The organism is Cellvibrio sp. GW822-FHT04B05 (genome assembly GCF_058800985.1).
Map to the genome: position 1 here is coordinate 420994 of NZ_JBXAMU010000003.1, position 16596 is coordinate 437589.

General features: G+C 49.9%; 16 protein-coding genes. All 16 read left to right on the forward strand.

All coding sequences use genetic code 11. From position 1 onward, the window contains the following. Positions 1-17 precede the first annotated feature (17 nt). Positions 18-1529: a type II secretion system ATPase GspE gene (gene gspE / locus AC1RJL_RS11705; protein WP_492914737.1), complete on the forward strand. Its 1512-nt coding sequence runs from the start codon at positions 18-20 to the stop codon at positions 1527-1529. Positions 1530-1541: 12 nt separating this feature from the next. Then, the gene (gene gspF, locus AC1RJL_RS11710) at positions 1542-2777 is read left to right on the forward strand and encodes a type II secretion system inner membrane protein GspF (protein WP_492914154.1); all 1236 of its coding nucleotides are present in this window, start codon (positions 1542-1544) and stop codon (positions 2775-2777) included. Between the two features lie 54 nt (positions 2778-2831). Continuing rightward, positions 2832-3281 carry a type II secretion system major pseudopilin GspG gene (gspG, locus tag AC1RJL_RS11715; protein WP_492914156.1) on the forward strand — a complete coding sequence of 150 codons (450 nt, stop codon included), beginning with the start codon at positions 2832-2834 and terminating at the stop codon, positions 3279-3281. Positions 3282-3306: 25 nt separating this feature from the next. Beyond that, a complete protein-coding gene (locus AC1RJL_RS11720) occupies positions 3307-3876 on the forward strand; it encodes a prepilin-type N-terminal cleavage/methylation domain-containing protein (protein ID WP_492914158.1) in 570 nt (189 codons plus the stop codon). Beyond that, positions 3873-4364: a type II secretion system minor pseudopilin GspI gene (gene gspI / locus AC1RJL_RS11725; protein WP_492914160.1), complete on the forward strand. Its 492-nt coding sequence runs from the start codon at positions 3873-3875 to the stop codon at positions 4362-4364. The genes AC1RJL_RS11720 and gspI overlap by 4 nt, the downstream gene beginning before the upstream one ends. Further along, positions 4364-5044, forward strand: coding sequence for a type II secretion system minor pseudopilin GspJ (gspJ, locus tag AC1RJL_RS11730; protein WP_492914162.1), 681 nt, complete (start codon positions 4364-4366; stop codon positions 5042-5044). Before gspI ends, gspJ begins: the two co-directional genes overlap by 1 nt. Position 5045: 1 nt before the next feature. Further along, positions 5046-6140, forward strand: coding sequence for a type II secretion system minor pseudopilin GspK (gspK, locus tag AC1RJL_RS11735; protein ID WP_492914164.1), 1095 nt, complete (start codon positions 5046-5048; stop codon positions 6138-6140). 44 nt (positions 6141-6184) lie between these two features. Next, positions 6185-7459, forward strand: coding sequence for a type II secretion system protein GspL (gene gspL, locus AC1RJL_RS11740; protein ID WP_492914166.1), 1275 nt, complete (start codon positions 6185-6187; stop codon positions 7457-7459). A 6-nt stretch (positions 7460-7465) separates the two neighbouring features. After that, positions 7466-7945: a type II secretion system protein M gene (locus AC1RJL_RS11745; RefSeq protein WP_492914167.1), complete on the forward strand. Its 480-nt coding sequence runs from the start codon at positions 7466-7468 to the stop codon at positions 7943-7945. A gap of 60 nt (positions 7946-8005) precedes the next feature. Beyond that, positions 8006-8800, forward strand: coding sequence for a type II secretion system protein N (gene gspN, locus AC1RJL_RS11750; RefSeq protein ID WP_492914168.1), 795 nt, complete (start codon positions 8006-8008; stop codon positions 8798-8800). A gap of 11 nt (positions 8801-8811) precedes the next feature. After that, positions 8812-9792 carry an FAD:protein FMN transferase gene (locus tag AC1RJL_RS11755; RefSeq protein ID WP_492914169.1) on the forward strand — a complete coding sequence of 327 codons (981 nt, stop codon included), beginning with the start codon at positions 8812-8814 and terminating at the stop codon, positions 9790-9792. Positions 9793-10144: 352 nt separating this feature from the next. Further along, on the forward strand, positions 10145-10633 hold the full coding sequence (locus AC1RJL_RS11760) for an AraC family transcriptional regulator (protein ID WP_492914739.1): 489 nt from the start codon (positions 10145-10147) through the stop codon (positions 10631-10633). After that, positions 10633-12576, forward strand: coding sequence for a hypothetical protein (locus AC1RJL_RS11765; protein ID WP_492914170.1), 1944 nt, complete (start codon positions 10633-10635; stop codon positions 12574-12576). Before AC1RJL_RS11760 ends, AC1RJL_RS11765 begins: the two co-directional genes overlap by 1 nt. Then, on the forward strand, positions 12573-15464 hold the full coding sequence (locus AC1RJL_RS11770) for a tetratricopeptide repeat protein (protein ID WP_492914172.1): 2892 nt from the start codon (positions 12573-12575) through the stop codon (positions 15462-15464). The genes AC1RJL_RS11765 and AC1RJL_RS11770 overlap by 4 nt, the downstream gene beginning before the upstream one ends. After that, complete coding sequence (locus AC1RJL_RS11775) at positions 15451-16206, forward strand: tetratricopeptide repeat protein (protein WP_492914174.1); 756 nt, start codon at positions 15451-15453, stop codon at positions 16204-16206. Before AC1RJL_RS11770 ends, AC1RJL_RS11775 begins: the two co-directional genes overlap by 14 nt. Next, on the forward strand, positions 16199-16564 hold the full coding sequence (locus AC1RJL_RS11780; protein ID WP_492914176.1) for a hypothetical protein: 366 nt from the start codon (positions 16199-16201) through the stop codon (positions 16562-16564). Before AC1RJL_RS11775 ends, AC1RJL_RS11780 begins: the two co-directional genes overlap by 8 nt. The last annotated feature ends 32 nt before the right edge of the window (positions 16565-16596 follow it).

A 16596-nucleotide genomic window follows, 5' to 3' on the forward strand; every position in this document is an offset into this window, starting at 1 on the left:
AACTATTGGAACCAACGCTGGCCGATGAGTCGCTTAACGGGGTTGTTGAACCTTCGATTCACGAGCGCTTGCCGTTTAGTTTTGCCTCAGCGCACGGGGTGATGCTGGAGGAGCTTGCGCCGGGCCTGATGCCGCGAGTGCTGCATAAGCCTGGCCTGACCCTGGATGTATTGCTGGAGTTGCAACGGGTTCTGGGGCCGGATCTGGACCTGGAAGAATTGCCGGCCGAGGATTTCCAAAAGCGCCTTACCCGCGAGTACCAAAGTGGCGATGGTGCAGCGCAACGCGCTGCCGAAGACTTGGGCAATGAATTTGATTTGTCATCCATGGCCGATGATTTGGCCGATCGCACCGACCTGCTTGCAGGTGATGACGATGCGCCGATTATCCGCTTGATCAACGCCATCCTCTCCCAGGCAGTGCGCGAAGGTGCATCGGACATCCACCTCGAACCCTTTGAAGACCGTGTATCGGTACGTTTCCGTATCGATGGTGTGTTGACCGAAGTGCTTTCCCCCAAAGCGGAATTGGCCCCTGTCCTGGTATCGCGCCTGAAGGTTATGGCGCGTCTCGACATTGCTGAAAAACGCTTGCCGCAGGACGGTCGTATTACTGTACGCCTTGCGGGGCACGCGGTTGATATCCGGGTATCGACAATTCCATCCGCGTTTGGCGAGCGCATCGTGTTGCGTTTGCTCGATCAGGCTGCCGGCCAGCTCAGGCTTGAGCAGCTGCAAATGCCGCAGTTGGTGTTTGAGCGCTTGACCAAAAACCTGCTCAAGCCGCACGGCATTATTTTGGTAACCGGCCCGACCGGTTCGGGTAAAACCACCACCCTTTATGCAGGCTTGAGCCATATCAATACCCGCAGTCGCAACATCCTCACCATTGAAGACCCGGTGGAATACTTGCTGCCCGGTATCGGCCAAACCCAGGTAAATACCAAGGTCGATATGACCTTTGCCCGCGGCTTGCGCGCTATTTTGCGGCAAGACCCTGATGTAGTGATGGTGGGGGAAATCCGCGATGGCGAGACGGCGGAAATTGCGATCCAGGCATCGCTTACCGGCCACTTGGTGCTATCGACCTTGCACACCAACACTGCTATCGGCGCCGTATTGCGTCTGAAAGATATGGGTGTGGAACCTTTCCTTCTTGCCTCGAGTCTTGAAGTGGTAATGGCGCAACGTCTGGTGCGTGTGCTGTGCAGCCATTGCAAAGAGCAGTACATGCCAGTTGATTCCGAGCGCGACATGCTGAAATTACCCGCTGAAACCCCTATCTGGCGTCCTGCGCCCAGTGGCTGTAAGCACTGTAATAATCAGGGTTACCGTGGCCGTAAAGGTATCTATGAATTGATTGAGATCAGCGAGCGTTTGCGCCACCTGATCCACGAACAGGCGGGCGAGCAGGAACTGCTGGCAGAAGCGCGTAAGCACAGCCCATCCATGAGTGATGATGGTCGCCAATGTGTGCTCAATGGTATCACCAGCATTGAAGAAGTGCTGCGTGTGACCACCCAGTTGTAGCGGACGTAAATCATGGGTGCATACAGTTACAAAGCGCTGAACGAAGAAGGCAAAACCGTCAAGGGCATCCTTGAGGGTGACTCCGAGCGGCACATCCGCACACAGCTTCGCTCCAAAAAGCTCAAACCCTTGGAAGTGATTGGTGCGGGCAGCGAATCTGCCGCTGCAGCTAACGATGGGGTGAATATTTCTGCCTGGTCACGGCGTCGCGCCAGCCGCCTGAGTACACGCGAGTTAAGTTTGATTACGCGGCAACTGGCCTCGCTGGTGAAGTCGGGTTTGCCACTGGATGAAGCCTTGCATGCAACGGCGAAACAATCGCAAAAAGCCAATGTGAAACGCGTGGTTTTGCAGGTGCGGACCAAAGTACTTGAAGGTTTTAGTTTGGCGCAGGCATTGGGTGACAATCCTGTCGCATTTAACGATATGTATCGTGCTCTGGTGCGTGCGGGTGAGGGGTCGGGTTATCTGAGCCCCGTGCTTGAGCGTTTGGCCGATTACACCCAGACCAGCCAACAGCTGCAACAGCGCATCAAGATGGCGATGATCTACCCGGTAGTGATGCTGGTGGTAAGTCTCGCGGTAATTGTGGCATTGATGGTATTGGTAGTGCCCAAGCTGGTCAGGATCTTTGAGCAAGGCAAGCGCGAGCTACCTGCGCTTACAGAAGGATTGATTATCACCAGCGATTTTCTGATGAACTATGGGGTATTTTTATTTTTTGCCCTGGTAGGCCTGTATTTTGTCATAAAGCACCTGATGCGCGACCCCAAACGGCTGCGTACCTGGCACGTGGTGCAATTGAAATTACCGGTGATTGGCGAGTTGGTAAAACAGATTAACTCGGCGCGTTTTGCGGCGACCTTGAGCCTCTTGTCTGCCAGTGGCGTGCCGCTGTTGCAGGCGCTGAATATTTCCGGTCAGGTGATGACCAATAAAATCCTGCAAGAAGCTTGTGATACCGTGGCCAGTTCGGTGCGCGAAGGTATGAGTCTCAGTCGTGCAATGGAAAATACCGGCCATTTTCCGCCCTTGCTGGTGCAGTTGGTGGCAAGTGGTGAAACTAACGGGACCTTGCCGCAACAATTGGATAATGCATCCAAAGATCAGGAGCGCGAATTGGAAATGATGCTGGGGGTGGCCATGGGACTGTTGGAACCTGCCACCATTATTTTTATGGGCGGTGCGGTCTGTGTGATTGTTTTGGCGATCCTCACGCCGATTTTCGATATGACCAACATTAAGTAAACACGTCAGTTATGAAGACCAGATGATAGTGATATTTAGATTTAGGAGACAGCGATGAAAACAAGAATGATGAACGTAAGAATGAGCCAGGCCGGTTTTACCCTGGTGGAAATTATGGTGGTAGTAATTATCATCGGCCTGCTGGCGGGAATCGTGGTGCCCAATGTGATGGATAAGCTCGATAAGGCCAACGTGCAAAAAGCCCGAGCTGACTTTAGCGCGTTGCAAACTGCGTTGAAATTGTATCGCATTGATAACTTCAACTACCCGACAACAGAGCAGGGTCTTGAAGCTCTGGTAACCAAAAGCTCGATTGCACCGGTACCGCGCAACTTCAATCCCAATGGTTATATCGATACTCTCAACAAGGACCCATGGGGCAATGACTACCAATACATGAGCCCGGGTGAAGGCCATGAGTACGATATCTACAGTTTGGGTGCCGATGGTGTGAGCGGTGGCGAAGGCCAGAATGCTGATATCAACGTGTGGGATGAGCAGTAAGGTTTAGCTGCCCAAGGTCGAGTGAGTGAACCGCCCCCAACTAGGTTTTACCCTGATCGAGATCATTTTTGTGATCTTTATTATCGGTATGGCTGTGAGTGTTATTTCCATTGCGATCGGCAATACAGCAGCGAATATGACACGCAAAGAGGCCGAAGAGTTTATGTTGCAGGCATCCTATATCTCCGAGCAGTCGGTATTGAAGGGCGAAACCCACGGCTTGTTCGCCGAGTTGCGCCCCGCTCAGGATATAGATGCCAAAGAACAGTGGTGTTATCAGTGGCGTCGGGTACGCGATCGTCAATGGCAGGATCTTCCGGAGCTGAGCCATCATTGCCTGCCGGAAGGGCTGGTGATCGAGTTTGTCGTTGACAATGAATTGTGGGAGTTTGACCCCGAACTGGAGTATCAAGATCCGGTAATGGGATTTTTCCCGAGTGGTGATGGTTCGGGCAGGGTCGAAGTTTCTATTCATGCCGACCAACTCCAAGGTAATCAAACGTCCGAAACCGAAAAGTTGGAGTTGGATCTGGCCGGTGAGTTGCATTGGCTCAGCGAAGAAAAGCGTATTGAAGAGGAGCAGCGTGGGCGATGAAATCTCCCCTCGCCAGTGGCCGGCTCCCGTGCGGCGACCAGCGCGGTTTTACACTGCTGGAAGCGATTATCGCACTGGGAATTGTCGCTATGGTGCTGCCGGCACTCATTACATTGGTGATGACGCAATTGGATGGCTCGGCAGTTATCCGCGATAAAACCTATGCCTACTGGGTGGCTGAAAACCAGTTGATACGGGTGCGGCTCTTGCAGCAGCAAAAAGCGAAAAAAGCGTTAGCGGATTATAACGTGCCGGAAAAAGATTCAGGTACGGTAGATATGGCCGGGATGCGCTGGCAGTGGCAATTAAAAAGTATTGCCATGGATACGCTGCCAGTGCCCGGCTTTAAACGTGTCGAAATTACGGTGCGGCTTATGGGCGTAGCCGATGGTGCGACCCTCGGACGCACGGCGGTCGATGAAGACCAACCGGCAATGGCGCGCCTGACGGGTTACATCAGCGACCCTGAACTTGTGCAGGTGCAGTAGTGAAATTGTCGCGCGGTTTTACATTGCTGGAAGTATTGATTGCGCTGGTTATTTCAGCGTTGATTGCCGTTATGGCATTTGAGTCGCTCAATGCAGCGGATAACGGCGCTAAGCGGACGAATGAAGTCCTGGAAGAGATCAATCGCCTGGATCGCGCCTGGCAAATAATCGGCGCTGATTTACGCCATGTGATTCCGCCCGCTGCGGCGGATAGAAATGCGATATTCCAGGCGGATAGCCTGCGCTCATCAGGTGAGAATGCCGACCAGATAGTGCTGTTGTTCAAGCGGCGCGGATGGGTCAACTTCTCCAACTTGCCGCGCAGCGATTTGCAGATGGTTGGCTATCGGGTTGAAGAGGGAAAACTGTGGCGTGATTTTTTGCCCGAGCGCAATCTCGAATTGTCTGATATCGATATGGAAGATGACTCACTCCATCAGTTATTACTGGAACATGTAGAGGATATGCAGTTGCGTTTCCTGCATCAGGGCGCGATTAGTTCCAAAGGAAAATCGGTATTGGAAGATCGCGAATTTTCTGGCGATTGGTTACAAAAGTGGCCAGAAAATACCCTGCAGGGCGCGAGTGCCCAGGATTTACCTCTGGCGGTAGAGATTACCCTCAAACTCAAAGGAGTTGGCACCAGTGTGCGTCTCTTCGCCATGCCGGAACAACAGTAGTATGCCTGCCAGGTTGCGCGCTGAACGCGGTACTGTATTGGTACTGGTACTGCTGATTGTGGCCCTGGTTGCGGGTTTGAGTATCAAGTTTGCGGCGCAGTACCAATTGGGGCTGGCACGCGCGGAAACCCGCTGGCATGGCGCCCAGGCGCGCGCCTTTCTGGAGGGAACCGAAGAAGTTGCCAAGTTGATGTTTCCTGAGGCGGATCTTGATCCTAATATTGATTATCTGGGCGAGCCTTGGGGTAGTGAAGTACCTATCCAGGATGAAGGTGTAAGCGGGTTTGCCAGGATGGCAGATGCCACGACGCAATTTAATTTGAATGATTTGGCGCGTCCGATAGATATGAGCAAGCCCGAGGGAACGCCTGAGCGCTACAGCGAGCCGCAGCGCCGTTTTATTCGGTTGCTACAGACTTTTCCGGATTTGCCGCTCGATCAAAATCAGGCCGAGCTGCTGTTGGCCGGCGTAGTGGACTGGATTGATGCCGATGAAGAAGAATCCGGATCAGGTGGTGCTGAGTCCAATTTTTATCAGGGATTACAAATACCTTATCGCGCAGCCAATGCATTATTTAAATCAGTGGACGAGCTGCGTTTGGTGCGTGGTTTTAATGAGGCCCCTTTACTGGTGACACGGTTGATGCCGTTTATCACTGTTTTGCCAGTGGCCGATGCCGGGTTGAATATCAACACCATGGATCTGGTTGATCCCTATGGTAAAAATTTTAATAACTTGCTGTTGTGCATTAATGGCTCGTCCGATCTGGTGCCAATGAATCCGTCCGATATGGAGCAGTTCATCACTACCCGGCCACAGACTGGTTTTGCGGACAAGCAAGCAATTACCGATGCATGGAATACGATGTTTGCAGGTAAACCGTTGGATGTGGATGGTCTTTCAACGAATACCAAATATTTTTGGTTGAACGCCACCGTACAACTGGTTGATCAACGCCGTAGCATGCGCAGTTTGATGATGCGCGGCAATGAACCGGGCACTCTCAAGGTGATCCGGCGCGATGATGTGTTTGAGTTACCGACTGTAGATCGCGGCGAAAAAGATAAAGATGGCGATACTGAATTGGTTGAATAAGCCATTCCCCCCAAATCTGATTGAATGATGAGTTAGAGCAAATTATGTCCATGCAACTGGTGCTCTCTGTAAATACTTCTGACGATGGCAAAAGCCTGGCGGACCGCTTTCGCTGGTGTTGGCTGGGTGCCGATGGCATGCCGGCTGATGAGGGTGCAACGGGTGATCGCGAAGCCTTACGCGAGGCGTTGGGCGCCAGGGCGGCAAATCCGCAGTCGGCGTGGGTCATATTGCCTGGTAATCAGGTAAATATCCGCCAGTTGGAATACAGCGAAAAAGAGAAAAAACATCTGCGTAATCTGCTGCCGTTCCAATTGGAAGACTCAGTAGTGGGCGATGTGGAAGATCTGCATTTCGCATTGGCAACACCGGCTAACGGCAAAGTAGTTGTCGCCTTCGCTGATAAGGTCTGGCTGCAAGCGGCGTTTGCCGAGCTGGCGGCATTGGGGATTGAGGTTACGCGTTGTTGGACCGCCCCCTTAACACTGCCGTTGGCTGCCGAAGCAGCGGTTGATACCTACAATCACTGGTCGTTGGGGTTATATAACGATCAAGTTTACCTGCGCTATGCCAGCACAATGGGCTTCAGTGTTGCACGTCAACATGCGCGCATGGCGTTGCAAATGCTGCTGCGTGACCAAGAGCGAGTGGATAGCCTGCCCAGTTTGCATTTACGTGCAGCCAGTGAAGCTGATTTAGCAATCCTGGGCGAGTTAGTACCTGCTGAATTACAGGAGTCCATTGTGAGTCAAACCTTGGCTGATGAATGGGCGTTGGATTTCAGTAACAGTTCGATCGATCTTTGCCAGGGCGAGTTTTCCCAGCGTTTGCCAATTGAGCGTTGGTGGAAAATGTGGCAATCGGTCGCTATTTTTGCTGGTGTCTGTGTTGCGGTTTATTTGGGCACATTGATGTTTGAAATTCACAAACTCAATGGCGAAAACCTCAAAATTCGCCAGCAGATTGAAGCGGCGGCGCGCACCGTTATCCCCCAGGGGCGCATCGTTGATCCCGAAAAGCAACTGGCGACCCTACTCAAGCAAAGTCGGCCAGTCAGTCAATCCGCCAGTGTGATGTCGCTACTATCACTGGCGCTGCCGCAAATTGCACAGGTACCCAATGTCAGCATCAAAGGTATTTCCTATGCGGGTGAATCGGGCGAGCTGAATCTCAGTATCCAGGCGGATAGTTTTGGCGCGTTTGAAGCGTTGACCCAAAATATGCGCAACCAGGGTTTAAACGCGGAAACCTCCAGCTTTAATGCCCAGGGCAATGTGCAAACTGCCCGTCTCAAAGTGACCAGGAATCCTAACCGGTAAGCCGCTATGAATCAGCTACTGAATCTTCTCAACAAATACAATCGCCGCGAACAGATGATGATTCTGGGGTGCGGTTTAGCGGTAGCGCTTTATTTACTGTGGCTGGTGGTATTAACACCCATCCAGAATAAACGCGATCAATTACACGCTGCCAACACTGCCTCAACCCAAACACTGGGGCGCGTGCAAATAGCCGCTGCGCAAATCCAGCAAGCGCGCAATGCGGGCGCTAATGCCGGTAGCGAGAATATTAGCGGTATTATTGATACCACTTTACGTGCGAATGGCCTGTCGATGAGTGGTTTTCAGCCCGGTGCCAATGGTGAGGTGCGTGTGCGTTTGGATCGCGCAGCTTACGAACCGTTAATGCAATGGCTTTATGAAATCGAATTCAAGCAGGGTGTAACAGTGAGCGATTTATCAATCGCGTCCACGAATGATCCGGGGCAGGTTACGGTGAACCTGCGTCTGCAAAAAACCAATTAATAATTCATCGATAAACGATGATTCGCATCGATTAAACCAGGTCCGATTGAAAGTAGCCCTATGAGCCGTTTTCCCGCATTGCTTAAGAACCATAAAAAACTTTGGATTCCTGTTGGGGTTATCCTCTTCCTGATCTTTGTAATCAGCAGTATTCCTGCAATATGGGGTGCTTATCTATTGACGCGCGGAACCGGAGTTGCATTGAGTGGTGTGACGGGTACGCTCTGGCACGGCCGCGCCAGTTTGGCCAGTGTGCGCATGACTAATCAGGAGTACTCCCTCGGGCAATTGAGTTGGAGTCTTAGCCCTTTATCGTTACTTACCTTTTCGCCCTGTGCGCATGTCATCACCAAGCTAAGCATGCAGAATTTTGAAGGTGATATTTGCAGCGGTTCCGGTGGTGCATTGCGTCTGAGTAACGCCGATGTGTCATTGCCAGCTGCATTGGTGCAAGCACACATTCCCTTTCCGGTTCAGGGCCAATTTTCCGCCCATATCGATGAGATGGATTTGCGTGGCAACGTGTTACTTAAAATGAAAGGTAATCTCAGTTGGAATGGTGCGCGGGTAAATACCGGTGCTAATTGGATGGATATTGGCAGTTATGCAGCCGAGTTGAAGGACAATGGTAAGAACGGTATCAGCGCAAAATTTTTTCAATTGACCGGACCGGTTGAGGTAAACCTGCAAATCGAACTTACCGCCCCCAGCGGTGGTAAGGTTACCGGTGCATTGGCAGCACCCAAAGCTTTTTTCGAAGCGGCCAATGCTATCGATATGCTCGCCATGTTCGCCCAGGAAGATCGTGTGGATGAAGAGGGCAGAACCCATTATCGCGTGGATATGAATTTGTAATGGCTGCGGTGATGCGCTCCTTCATTGTATTTGCACTGTTGTTGGCGAGCATTCACTGCAGCGCCGCATGGCATGGCGATAATCAGGACATCATGGGTACCAAGGTCAGTGTCGTTCTCTGGCTTGAAGACGATAAAAAAGCCGAGCAAGCCGTCGCGGCAGTGATGGATGAAATGCGCCGCATTGATCAGCAATACAGTCCTTTTATCGAGACCAGCGAACTCTATCGCGTCAATCAATTAGCCCCTAAAGCCAACGCAAAAAATCCGCTGAAAATTTCTGCCGAAATGACCGCGATTCTCGATAAATCTCTCTACTACAGCCGTTTGAGCGATGGTGTTTTTGATATCACGTTTGCCTCGCTTGGCCGCTACTATGACTACCGCAAAAAACTCAAACCCAGTGAGAAACAGCGCGAAGAATTATTGCCGCTTATTAATTACCGCTTTATTCATTTGGATACCAAAGCCAACACTGTGTGGTTTGAGCATCCCGGTGTTTATATTGATCTGGGCGGAATAGCAAAAGGTTATGCAGTCGATACTGCTACCGCGATTTTGCAAAACAAATTTGGTGTGGAGCACGCGAATATCACCGCCGGTGGTGACAGCCGCGTCATCGGCGATAAATTTGGTCGCCCCTGGTTGGTAGGAATAAAAAATCCGCGCGCCGATGCCGTTGCAGTAACGCTGCCCTTAACCAACGTTTCTCTTTCCACCTCGGGCGATTACGAGCGCTATTTTATTGACCAGAATGGCGAGCGGGTGCATCACATCCTCAATCCGCGTACAGGAAAATCTGCAAGCGGCATTAATAGCGTAACTATCCTTGGCCCTGCCGGTTTTGATACGGATCCGCTGGCAAAAATCGTCTTCATCCTCGGGCCGGAAAAAGGCTTGGCGATTATCAATAATTTGCCCGGTTTTGATGCGGTCATCATTACCGCTGAGGGCAAAGTGCTCTACAGCAAAGGGCTTGAGCCACCGGCATAAAGCATTGCTGGATACATTTCTCACTATTCCGTTGGCGAGAAGTTATTTTTGGTGGTAGCCCTTCAAAAACCATCTAAGCTTTCAACTTTCCCAACCACTTTTCGCAGTTGCCCGCTGTGTATTTGATCAGCAAGCTAAAAAATAACTCAGGCGCCAGATCAACTGTGCTCAAAGTCACATCCAAGAATGGGTTTGGCTTCTAGAATGAGTCGGTTATTGCCGCGATTAATGAAGCATCGCCTCTTATTAGCATATGACCAGCGCGCAGCGATATTTATAACCAGAGCCGTCTACTAGAAATCGGAGAGAGAGCATGATCCATTCCTTGCGCCAGTGGTTTTGTCTGGCTTTTATGGTGTTACTGATATGCTGTTCGCATGTCTTTGCGCAAGCGCCGGCCGAAAGTGCAGAGCAAGTCGAATCCCTCAAAGAGTCGGTACTTACCCTCAATCGCGACCTGCTGATTTTGGAAGAAGAGTTGCTCTATCCGGCTAGCAGTCAGGTAGCGGTATATGTCTCTATGGATCTGGGTGCTTATTTTGCACTCGATGCCATTAAATTGGAAATCGATAACAAACTGGTTGCCAGCGAACTCTATACCGACAAACAAACCAAAGCGCTGTTTCGCGGCGGCGTACAACGATTGTATATCGGCAATTTAAAATCCGGCGAGCATGAAATCAGCGCATTTTTTACCGGGCGTGGGCCGCAGCAAGACTATAAGCGCGCCGCAAAATTGGTGATCAATAAAAGTCAGGAGCCGTTGGTATTGGAGCTGCGTATCATCGATTCCAATGCGCAATTGCAACCTGTTTTTGATATCAAACAATGGCAGATGTAATGCGCGTATCAACCGTGGTGTTGCGCATTTTTTTGCTACTTGCCGCTGTCATCGTTAGCGCGGCGGATGCCAGAGAAAAACCTAAAACATCTGTGGCCGATTTGCGCTACGGTGTAGCCCTATATCACTACTATCAACAAGATTATATCGCTTCACTGGGCGAATTAATGGTTGCCGACACGCGCGACGGGATTCAGGGGCATGGTGATAACCCGGAATTAATTGCCGGCGGTGTCAGCCTTGCTTTTGGTATGCAGCGTCACGCCGAAAGTGTTTTCAATCAAATCTTGCAAGATGAACGTCGTCCGCAGTCAGTGCGCGATGCTGCATGGTTTTATCTTGGGAAATTATATTACACCCGTGGCGACTGGGCAGCAGCAGAGCAAAGTTTTGCGCGCGTCAGCAGTGAATTCAAACCGGCATTGCGCGCACAGATGCAAGCGTTACAAATTAATCTCCGCATCCGCAATAAAAATTTTGCCGACTTGTCTACCGATAGCGTTAAGGCGAGTCGGCTGGGCACATGGAATCCCTACGCACTTTACAATCTTGGCGCCGCTAATGCCCGCGAGGGTAATTTCAAAACTGCCCAGGAGTTTTTTACCGAACTTGCTAAGGTCGATATCGCTGGGCAGTCGCAACGGCGTCACGAACAGTGGGCACTGCAAGATAAAGCTAATACTGCACTTGGTTACAGTTATCTCGCTGAAAAAAAATATGCGGCCGCGATTCGCGAGTTTACCAAAGTGCGCCTTGACGGTGTGTTTGCCAATCAGGCGCTGCTGGGCTATGGCTGGGCTGCAGTTGCGCAAGAGCAATATGATCAGGCACTCAGGCCCTGGCAATTACTGCGCACGCGCAGCCTGATGTACCCGGCGGTACAGGAATCGTTACTGGCTCTGCCTTATGCCTATGAAAAATTGGATGCGCAGGGTGAGGCGGTGAATGCCTATCAATCAGCCGAAGAATTGCTCACGCGTGAGATCCAGCTGATTCGCGATATGCGCGCAACCTTGACTGAAGGCGAATTACTAACCTTGATTGGCAGTGAACCGCTCTCTAGTGAAGATGCGAAAAAAGTATTGCATGCCGATAAAACGGACGACGTAGTGACCGCTGTTGTGACTGATGACGGCCAAAATTGGCTGAAGCTCGATAGCACCAGCATTATCAAAACACGCTCAGCATATTTAAATGAATTGTTCGCAAAAAATGCATTTCAAACGTCGGTGTTGGAATTGCGCGATTTATTGCGCTTGCAAAAGCTGTTACAAAATTGGCAGCCAAAATTAATTGCCTACAACGACTTGCTTATCGAACAACAATCTCGCCGCAGTCGCCATGAACAGCAACTCGCGCAAAATTCAATTGCGCAGCAAGAACAGCAATTGCAAAATGCCCGCGCTACAGCTGCTAACCGGCTACAACAAATCAGTAACGACGAGAATTATATAGCCTTGGCCGACAATGAAACGCGTGCGCTCTATGCGCGAATCGAACAGGCACAACAAACTATCACACGAATGAAAGCAGCCGGACAAAACACCATCGGGGTGGAAGCCCGCACCAAAATGTTCGGCGGTATTTTGTTATGGCGTGCTGCGCAGCAGTATCCTGCCAATTTAGCGGAGCAGCAGTCGAAGCTTGCATTAATCGATCACAATCTTGCGCAAATTTCCCAAACGCGTAAACGCATCGCAGACGTAACTGCAACCAGTGTGGATATCCAGCCGGTATTAGCGCGCCTGCAAGTGTTGCAAAAAGACGTTAATAACCATTTGGCACATACCGATCAGTTAATAGCGGTTCAAAGTGGTTTGTTGCGTCAGCAGGTTGACCAACAATTAGCATCGCACGAAAAGCGGTTAAATAATTATTTGGCGCAGGCGCATCTTGCCATCGCACGGTTATACGATGTCGAATTAAGGAAGCAGCCAGAATGAAACAGATGAATTGCTCTGCATTCCGGATTGCATTTTTATCAGTCGTAATCGGCACGTTTATACAGTTGAACGGTTGCAGTATGGTGGGCTTGGGTGATGATGGTCGCGGTAAAACACTGGCCGATTTGCCCGCAGCGAAATTACCGGATGCCAAAGCCAAAGTTGCTGTGATTGATATGGCACGTATTGAGCAAAGTTATCAGCGCGCTTTATTGGCCGCCGAAGAACCAGCATTGCGCCAACAAATTATGGTGCGTATTGCCGACCTGGAAATGGCGCGCAGCGAGAAAGCGCAGCTTAATGCAAATGACGCGCGGCGTTATTACGATAAGCCAATCGCCATGTACAGCGAATTACTAAAAATGCAGGAAGTAAATGCGCAGCCGGTAAAAGGCATTGATGCTGATCAGTTGCGTTATAAATTAGCCAAGGCGATGTCTCTTGATGGCCGCAATGATGAAGCGGCAATAGTGCTCGACCAATTGGCCGGAACTAACCCCAATTCGCTGTTTATGGCGGAGACACAATTTCGCCGCGCGGAAAAATCCTTTGCCGACGGTGACTACGCAGCAGCGGAGCGTAATTACGATGCTGTGGTAAAAGGCAATAATCCTGATCTGCAACAAAATGCGCTTTACATGAAAGGCTGGGCGCAATTTAAACGCGGCGATTACGATCTTGCGATCAAGTCATTCGCCGGTGTATTGGATCAGTTAATCGGGCACGCCTCCAGTGCAAAAGATGTTGATGCGGCATTAAGGGATATAGGTGCATCCAAAGCCAATTTGGTAAAAGATACCTTACGGGTTATGGCGCTTTCACTTTCTTATCTGGACGGCGCAAAATCAATTAGCGACCTGCAAACCCAATTAGGTGGTAGTCGCGCCTACGAATATCTGCTTTACCAACAACTCGGACAATTGTATCTCGATCAAAAACGTTTTACCGACAGCGCTGAAACCTATCAGCATTATGTTCAGCACAATGCCAATTCAGATTTTGCGCCCAGCTTTAGTATTAAAGTTATTGATGTTTATCAGCAGGGCGATTTTCCGAGTTTAATCCTGCCTGCAAAACAGGAATTTGTAGAGCGCTACGGTATTAGCAGTAATTACTGGACCCAGCGCAAAGGCGCAATTGGCGATAATGCGCTTGCCTATCTGCATCAATCCCTGCAAGAGCTTGCGCAATTCGAACACGCGCAAGCGCAGGATTTCAAAGCGGCAAAAAATACCGAGGCGACCGCTGCATTTGGGCGCGCTGCAAAATGGTATCGCGAATTTGTGCAGACCTTTGAAAAAGATGCACAGGTCGCCGAGATGACATTCCTGTTGGCCGAATCGCTCAATGAAGCGGGCGATTTGCCGGCAGCAATGAGTGCCTACGAACAAGTTGCCTACGGCTATATGGATAAGTTGCGCGGTGCAGATGCCGGCTATTCTGCGGTGCTATTGCCGCAGCAATTAATCCAATCTGCACGTAGCTTGCCCGATAACCGTCTGGAGGAATGGCAGTCGCGCAAAATCCAGAACGCCATAAATTTTGCCGATGTTTATAAAACAGATCCACGTGCAGTAACCGTATTGGCTGAAGCGGCAAATGATTTGTTGCAACAAAATCGTTACGTTGATGCTAAAGCTATTGCGGAACGTGTTATCGCATGGCAACCGCCAGCAGAGGGCAAGTTATTATTTTCAAGTTGGTTGATTCTCGGCCATAGCCGTTACGAAACCAAAGAATATGCCGCTGCCGAGCAAGCCTATGTGCAAGTGTTAAATTTATTACCTGCCTACGGTAATAGTCCTGGTGCACCTACTGCCGCCCAAGTGCGCGAGCGAATTGCTGCCAGCATTTATCAACAGGCAGATGCGAGTTTGGTCTTCGGTGATAAAGATGCGGCAATCGCACAACTGTTACGCATTACCCAGGTAACACCCGACACTGAAATCGCAGCCAAAGCGCAATACGATGCCGGTGTATATTTGATTGAGCAGCAAAAATGGGCGCAAGCTGAAAATGTTTATTTGGGTTTTCGCAAAAAGTATCCTAACCATCCATTAGCCTCAACGCTGCCAGCGAAAATGGTATTGATTTACCAGAGCCAAAATAAATGGCAGCAGGCAGCTGACGAACTGTCAATTCTGGAGCGCTCCAGTACTGACCCCGATGTTAAACGTCAGGCATTGTACCTCGGGGCGGAACTCTACGAAAAATCCGGCAAGCGCGCGCAGGCAATTGAACAATATCGTCGTTATGCAACGGAATATACGCGACCGCTGGCAAATAATCTTGAAGCACAATTTAAATTGACTGAGTTGTACGCGGCATCGGGCGAGAAAGATAAGCGCCTCTATTGGTTGCAAAATATCATCAATACACACAATCGCGCCGGTAGCGCGAAAACAGATCGTTCAACCTATTTGGCGGCAAGTGCGCAAGCGGAATTATCGCAGCAATCATACGATGAGTTCTCTCGTATCCAACTGACTCTGCCGTTGAAAAATAGTTTGCAGCGCAAACGTGCGGCATTGGAAAAGGCGCTGAAAGCGCAAGAACAAGTATTGGCGTTTGGTGTCGGTGAATTTACTACCCGGGCCAGTTTTAATATCGGTGAAATCTATGCCCAGCTCAGTCGCGATCTAATGAATTCACAAAGGCCAAAAGATTTGGATGAGTTGGCGCTTGAGCAATATGAAATTCTATTGGAAGAGCAAGCCTATCCGTTTGAAGAAAAGGCGATTGAGATTCATCAAGCTAATGCGCAGCGCAGCTGGACTGGGACTTACGATACGGGTGTTAAACGCAGTTTTGATGCGCTCGCGAAACTCTTGCCGGCGCGCTACAACAAACCTGAATCGCGTTTGGAGGTGAGCAATGATATTCAATAAGCTCATTTCATCCGTGTTAGTGATGACCATACTGTTATCAGGGTGTACATCTACGCCAGAAAAAAAATCTACTGCAAACCCGAGTGCTAAAAAAGAAGTTGCACCTGCAGCGCAATCGTCGGACGTATCTATATTGCCTGCGGGATCAGTCACTCCTAATCCCTACTTGCAAAACAAACCATCAGTCAGCCGGCAGGCAGCGCAAAATTTTGCCGATGCAACACGTGCGATGCGCAATAAACAATGGTCGCAAGCCGAGTCGCTATTGCAAAAGGTAGTTGCAGAAAATAGTAAGTTGTCGGGTGCTTATCTTAATTTGGGTTTGGTTTATCGCGCGCAAAAAGAAGATAAACAGGCAGAGCAGGCATTTAACGATGCGATTGCTGCAAACCATACTAACCTTGATGCTTACAACCAGCTTGCAATTTTGCAGCGTGAAAGTGGCCGGTTTGCTGAAGCTGAATCGAATTACAAAAAGGCCTTGAGTGTTTGGCCTTTCCATCCCGAGAGCCATAAAAATTTGGCTATACTTTATGATTTGTATCTGGGCAAAAATGCAGAAGCATTGCCGCATTACGAGGCCTATCTGCAATTGCTCGGTGGCAATGACAAACAGGCAACCAGTTGGATTGCCGATTTACAGCGCCGTTTAGGTATTGTACCAAAGCCCAAGGTTGCTGCACCTGTTGAAGAATCTTCCGCTGCTAATGAAATTCCGCAAGAGGAAGTGAGTAATGAATAAAATTTTATTGTTGGTAAGCTTTTTACTTCCAGTGATGGGAGCTAGTGCGCAGGAGCAGCAGAGTTCTGCAGTGGCAACACCTGCTGAAATGCCAGCTGCCGAAAAACAACCTGCAACAACACCAGCAGAAAAGAAAAAAATGGTGCGCGAAGCCAATATTAATTTGCAAACCACAGTGACAGGAAATCAGGAACAGCCACGGGTTATGTATATTCTGCCGTGGCAATCACCGCTCAGTCCTGATTTGGAAATGGAAATGTTAAGCAGCCAGGAAGATGCCGTATTTGGTCATGTAGAGCGGGAAGAATTAACGCGTGAGCTGGAAGCGGCTGGAGAATTTGATTCAGCCGAAGAATAGTTTTTTGATTATCATTTTCTTTTTTGAGGTTA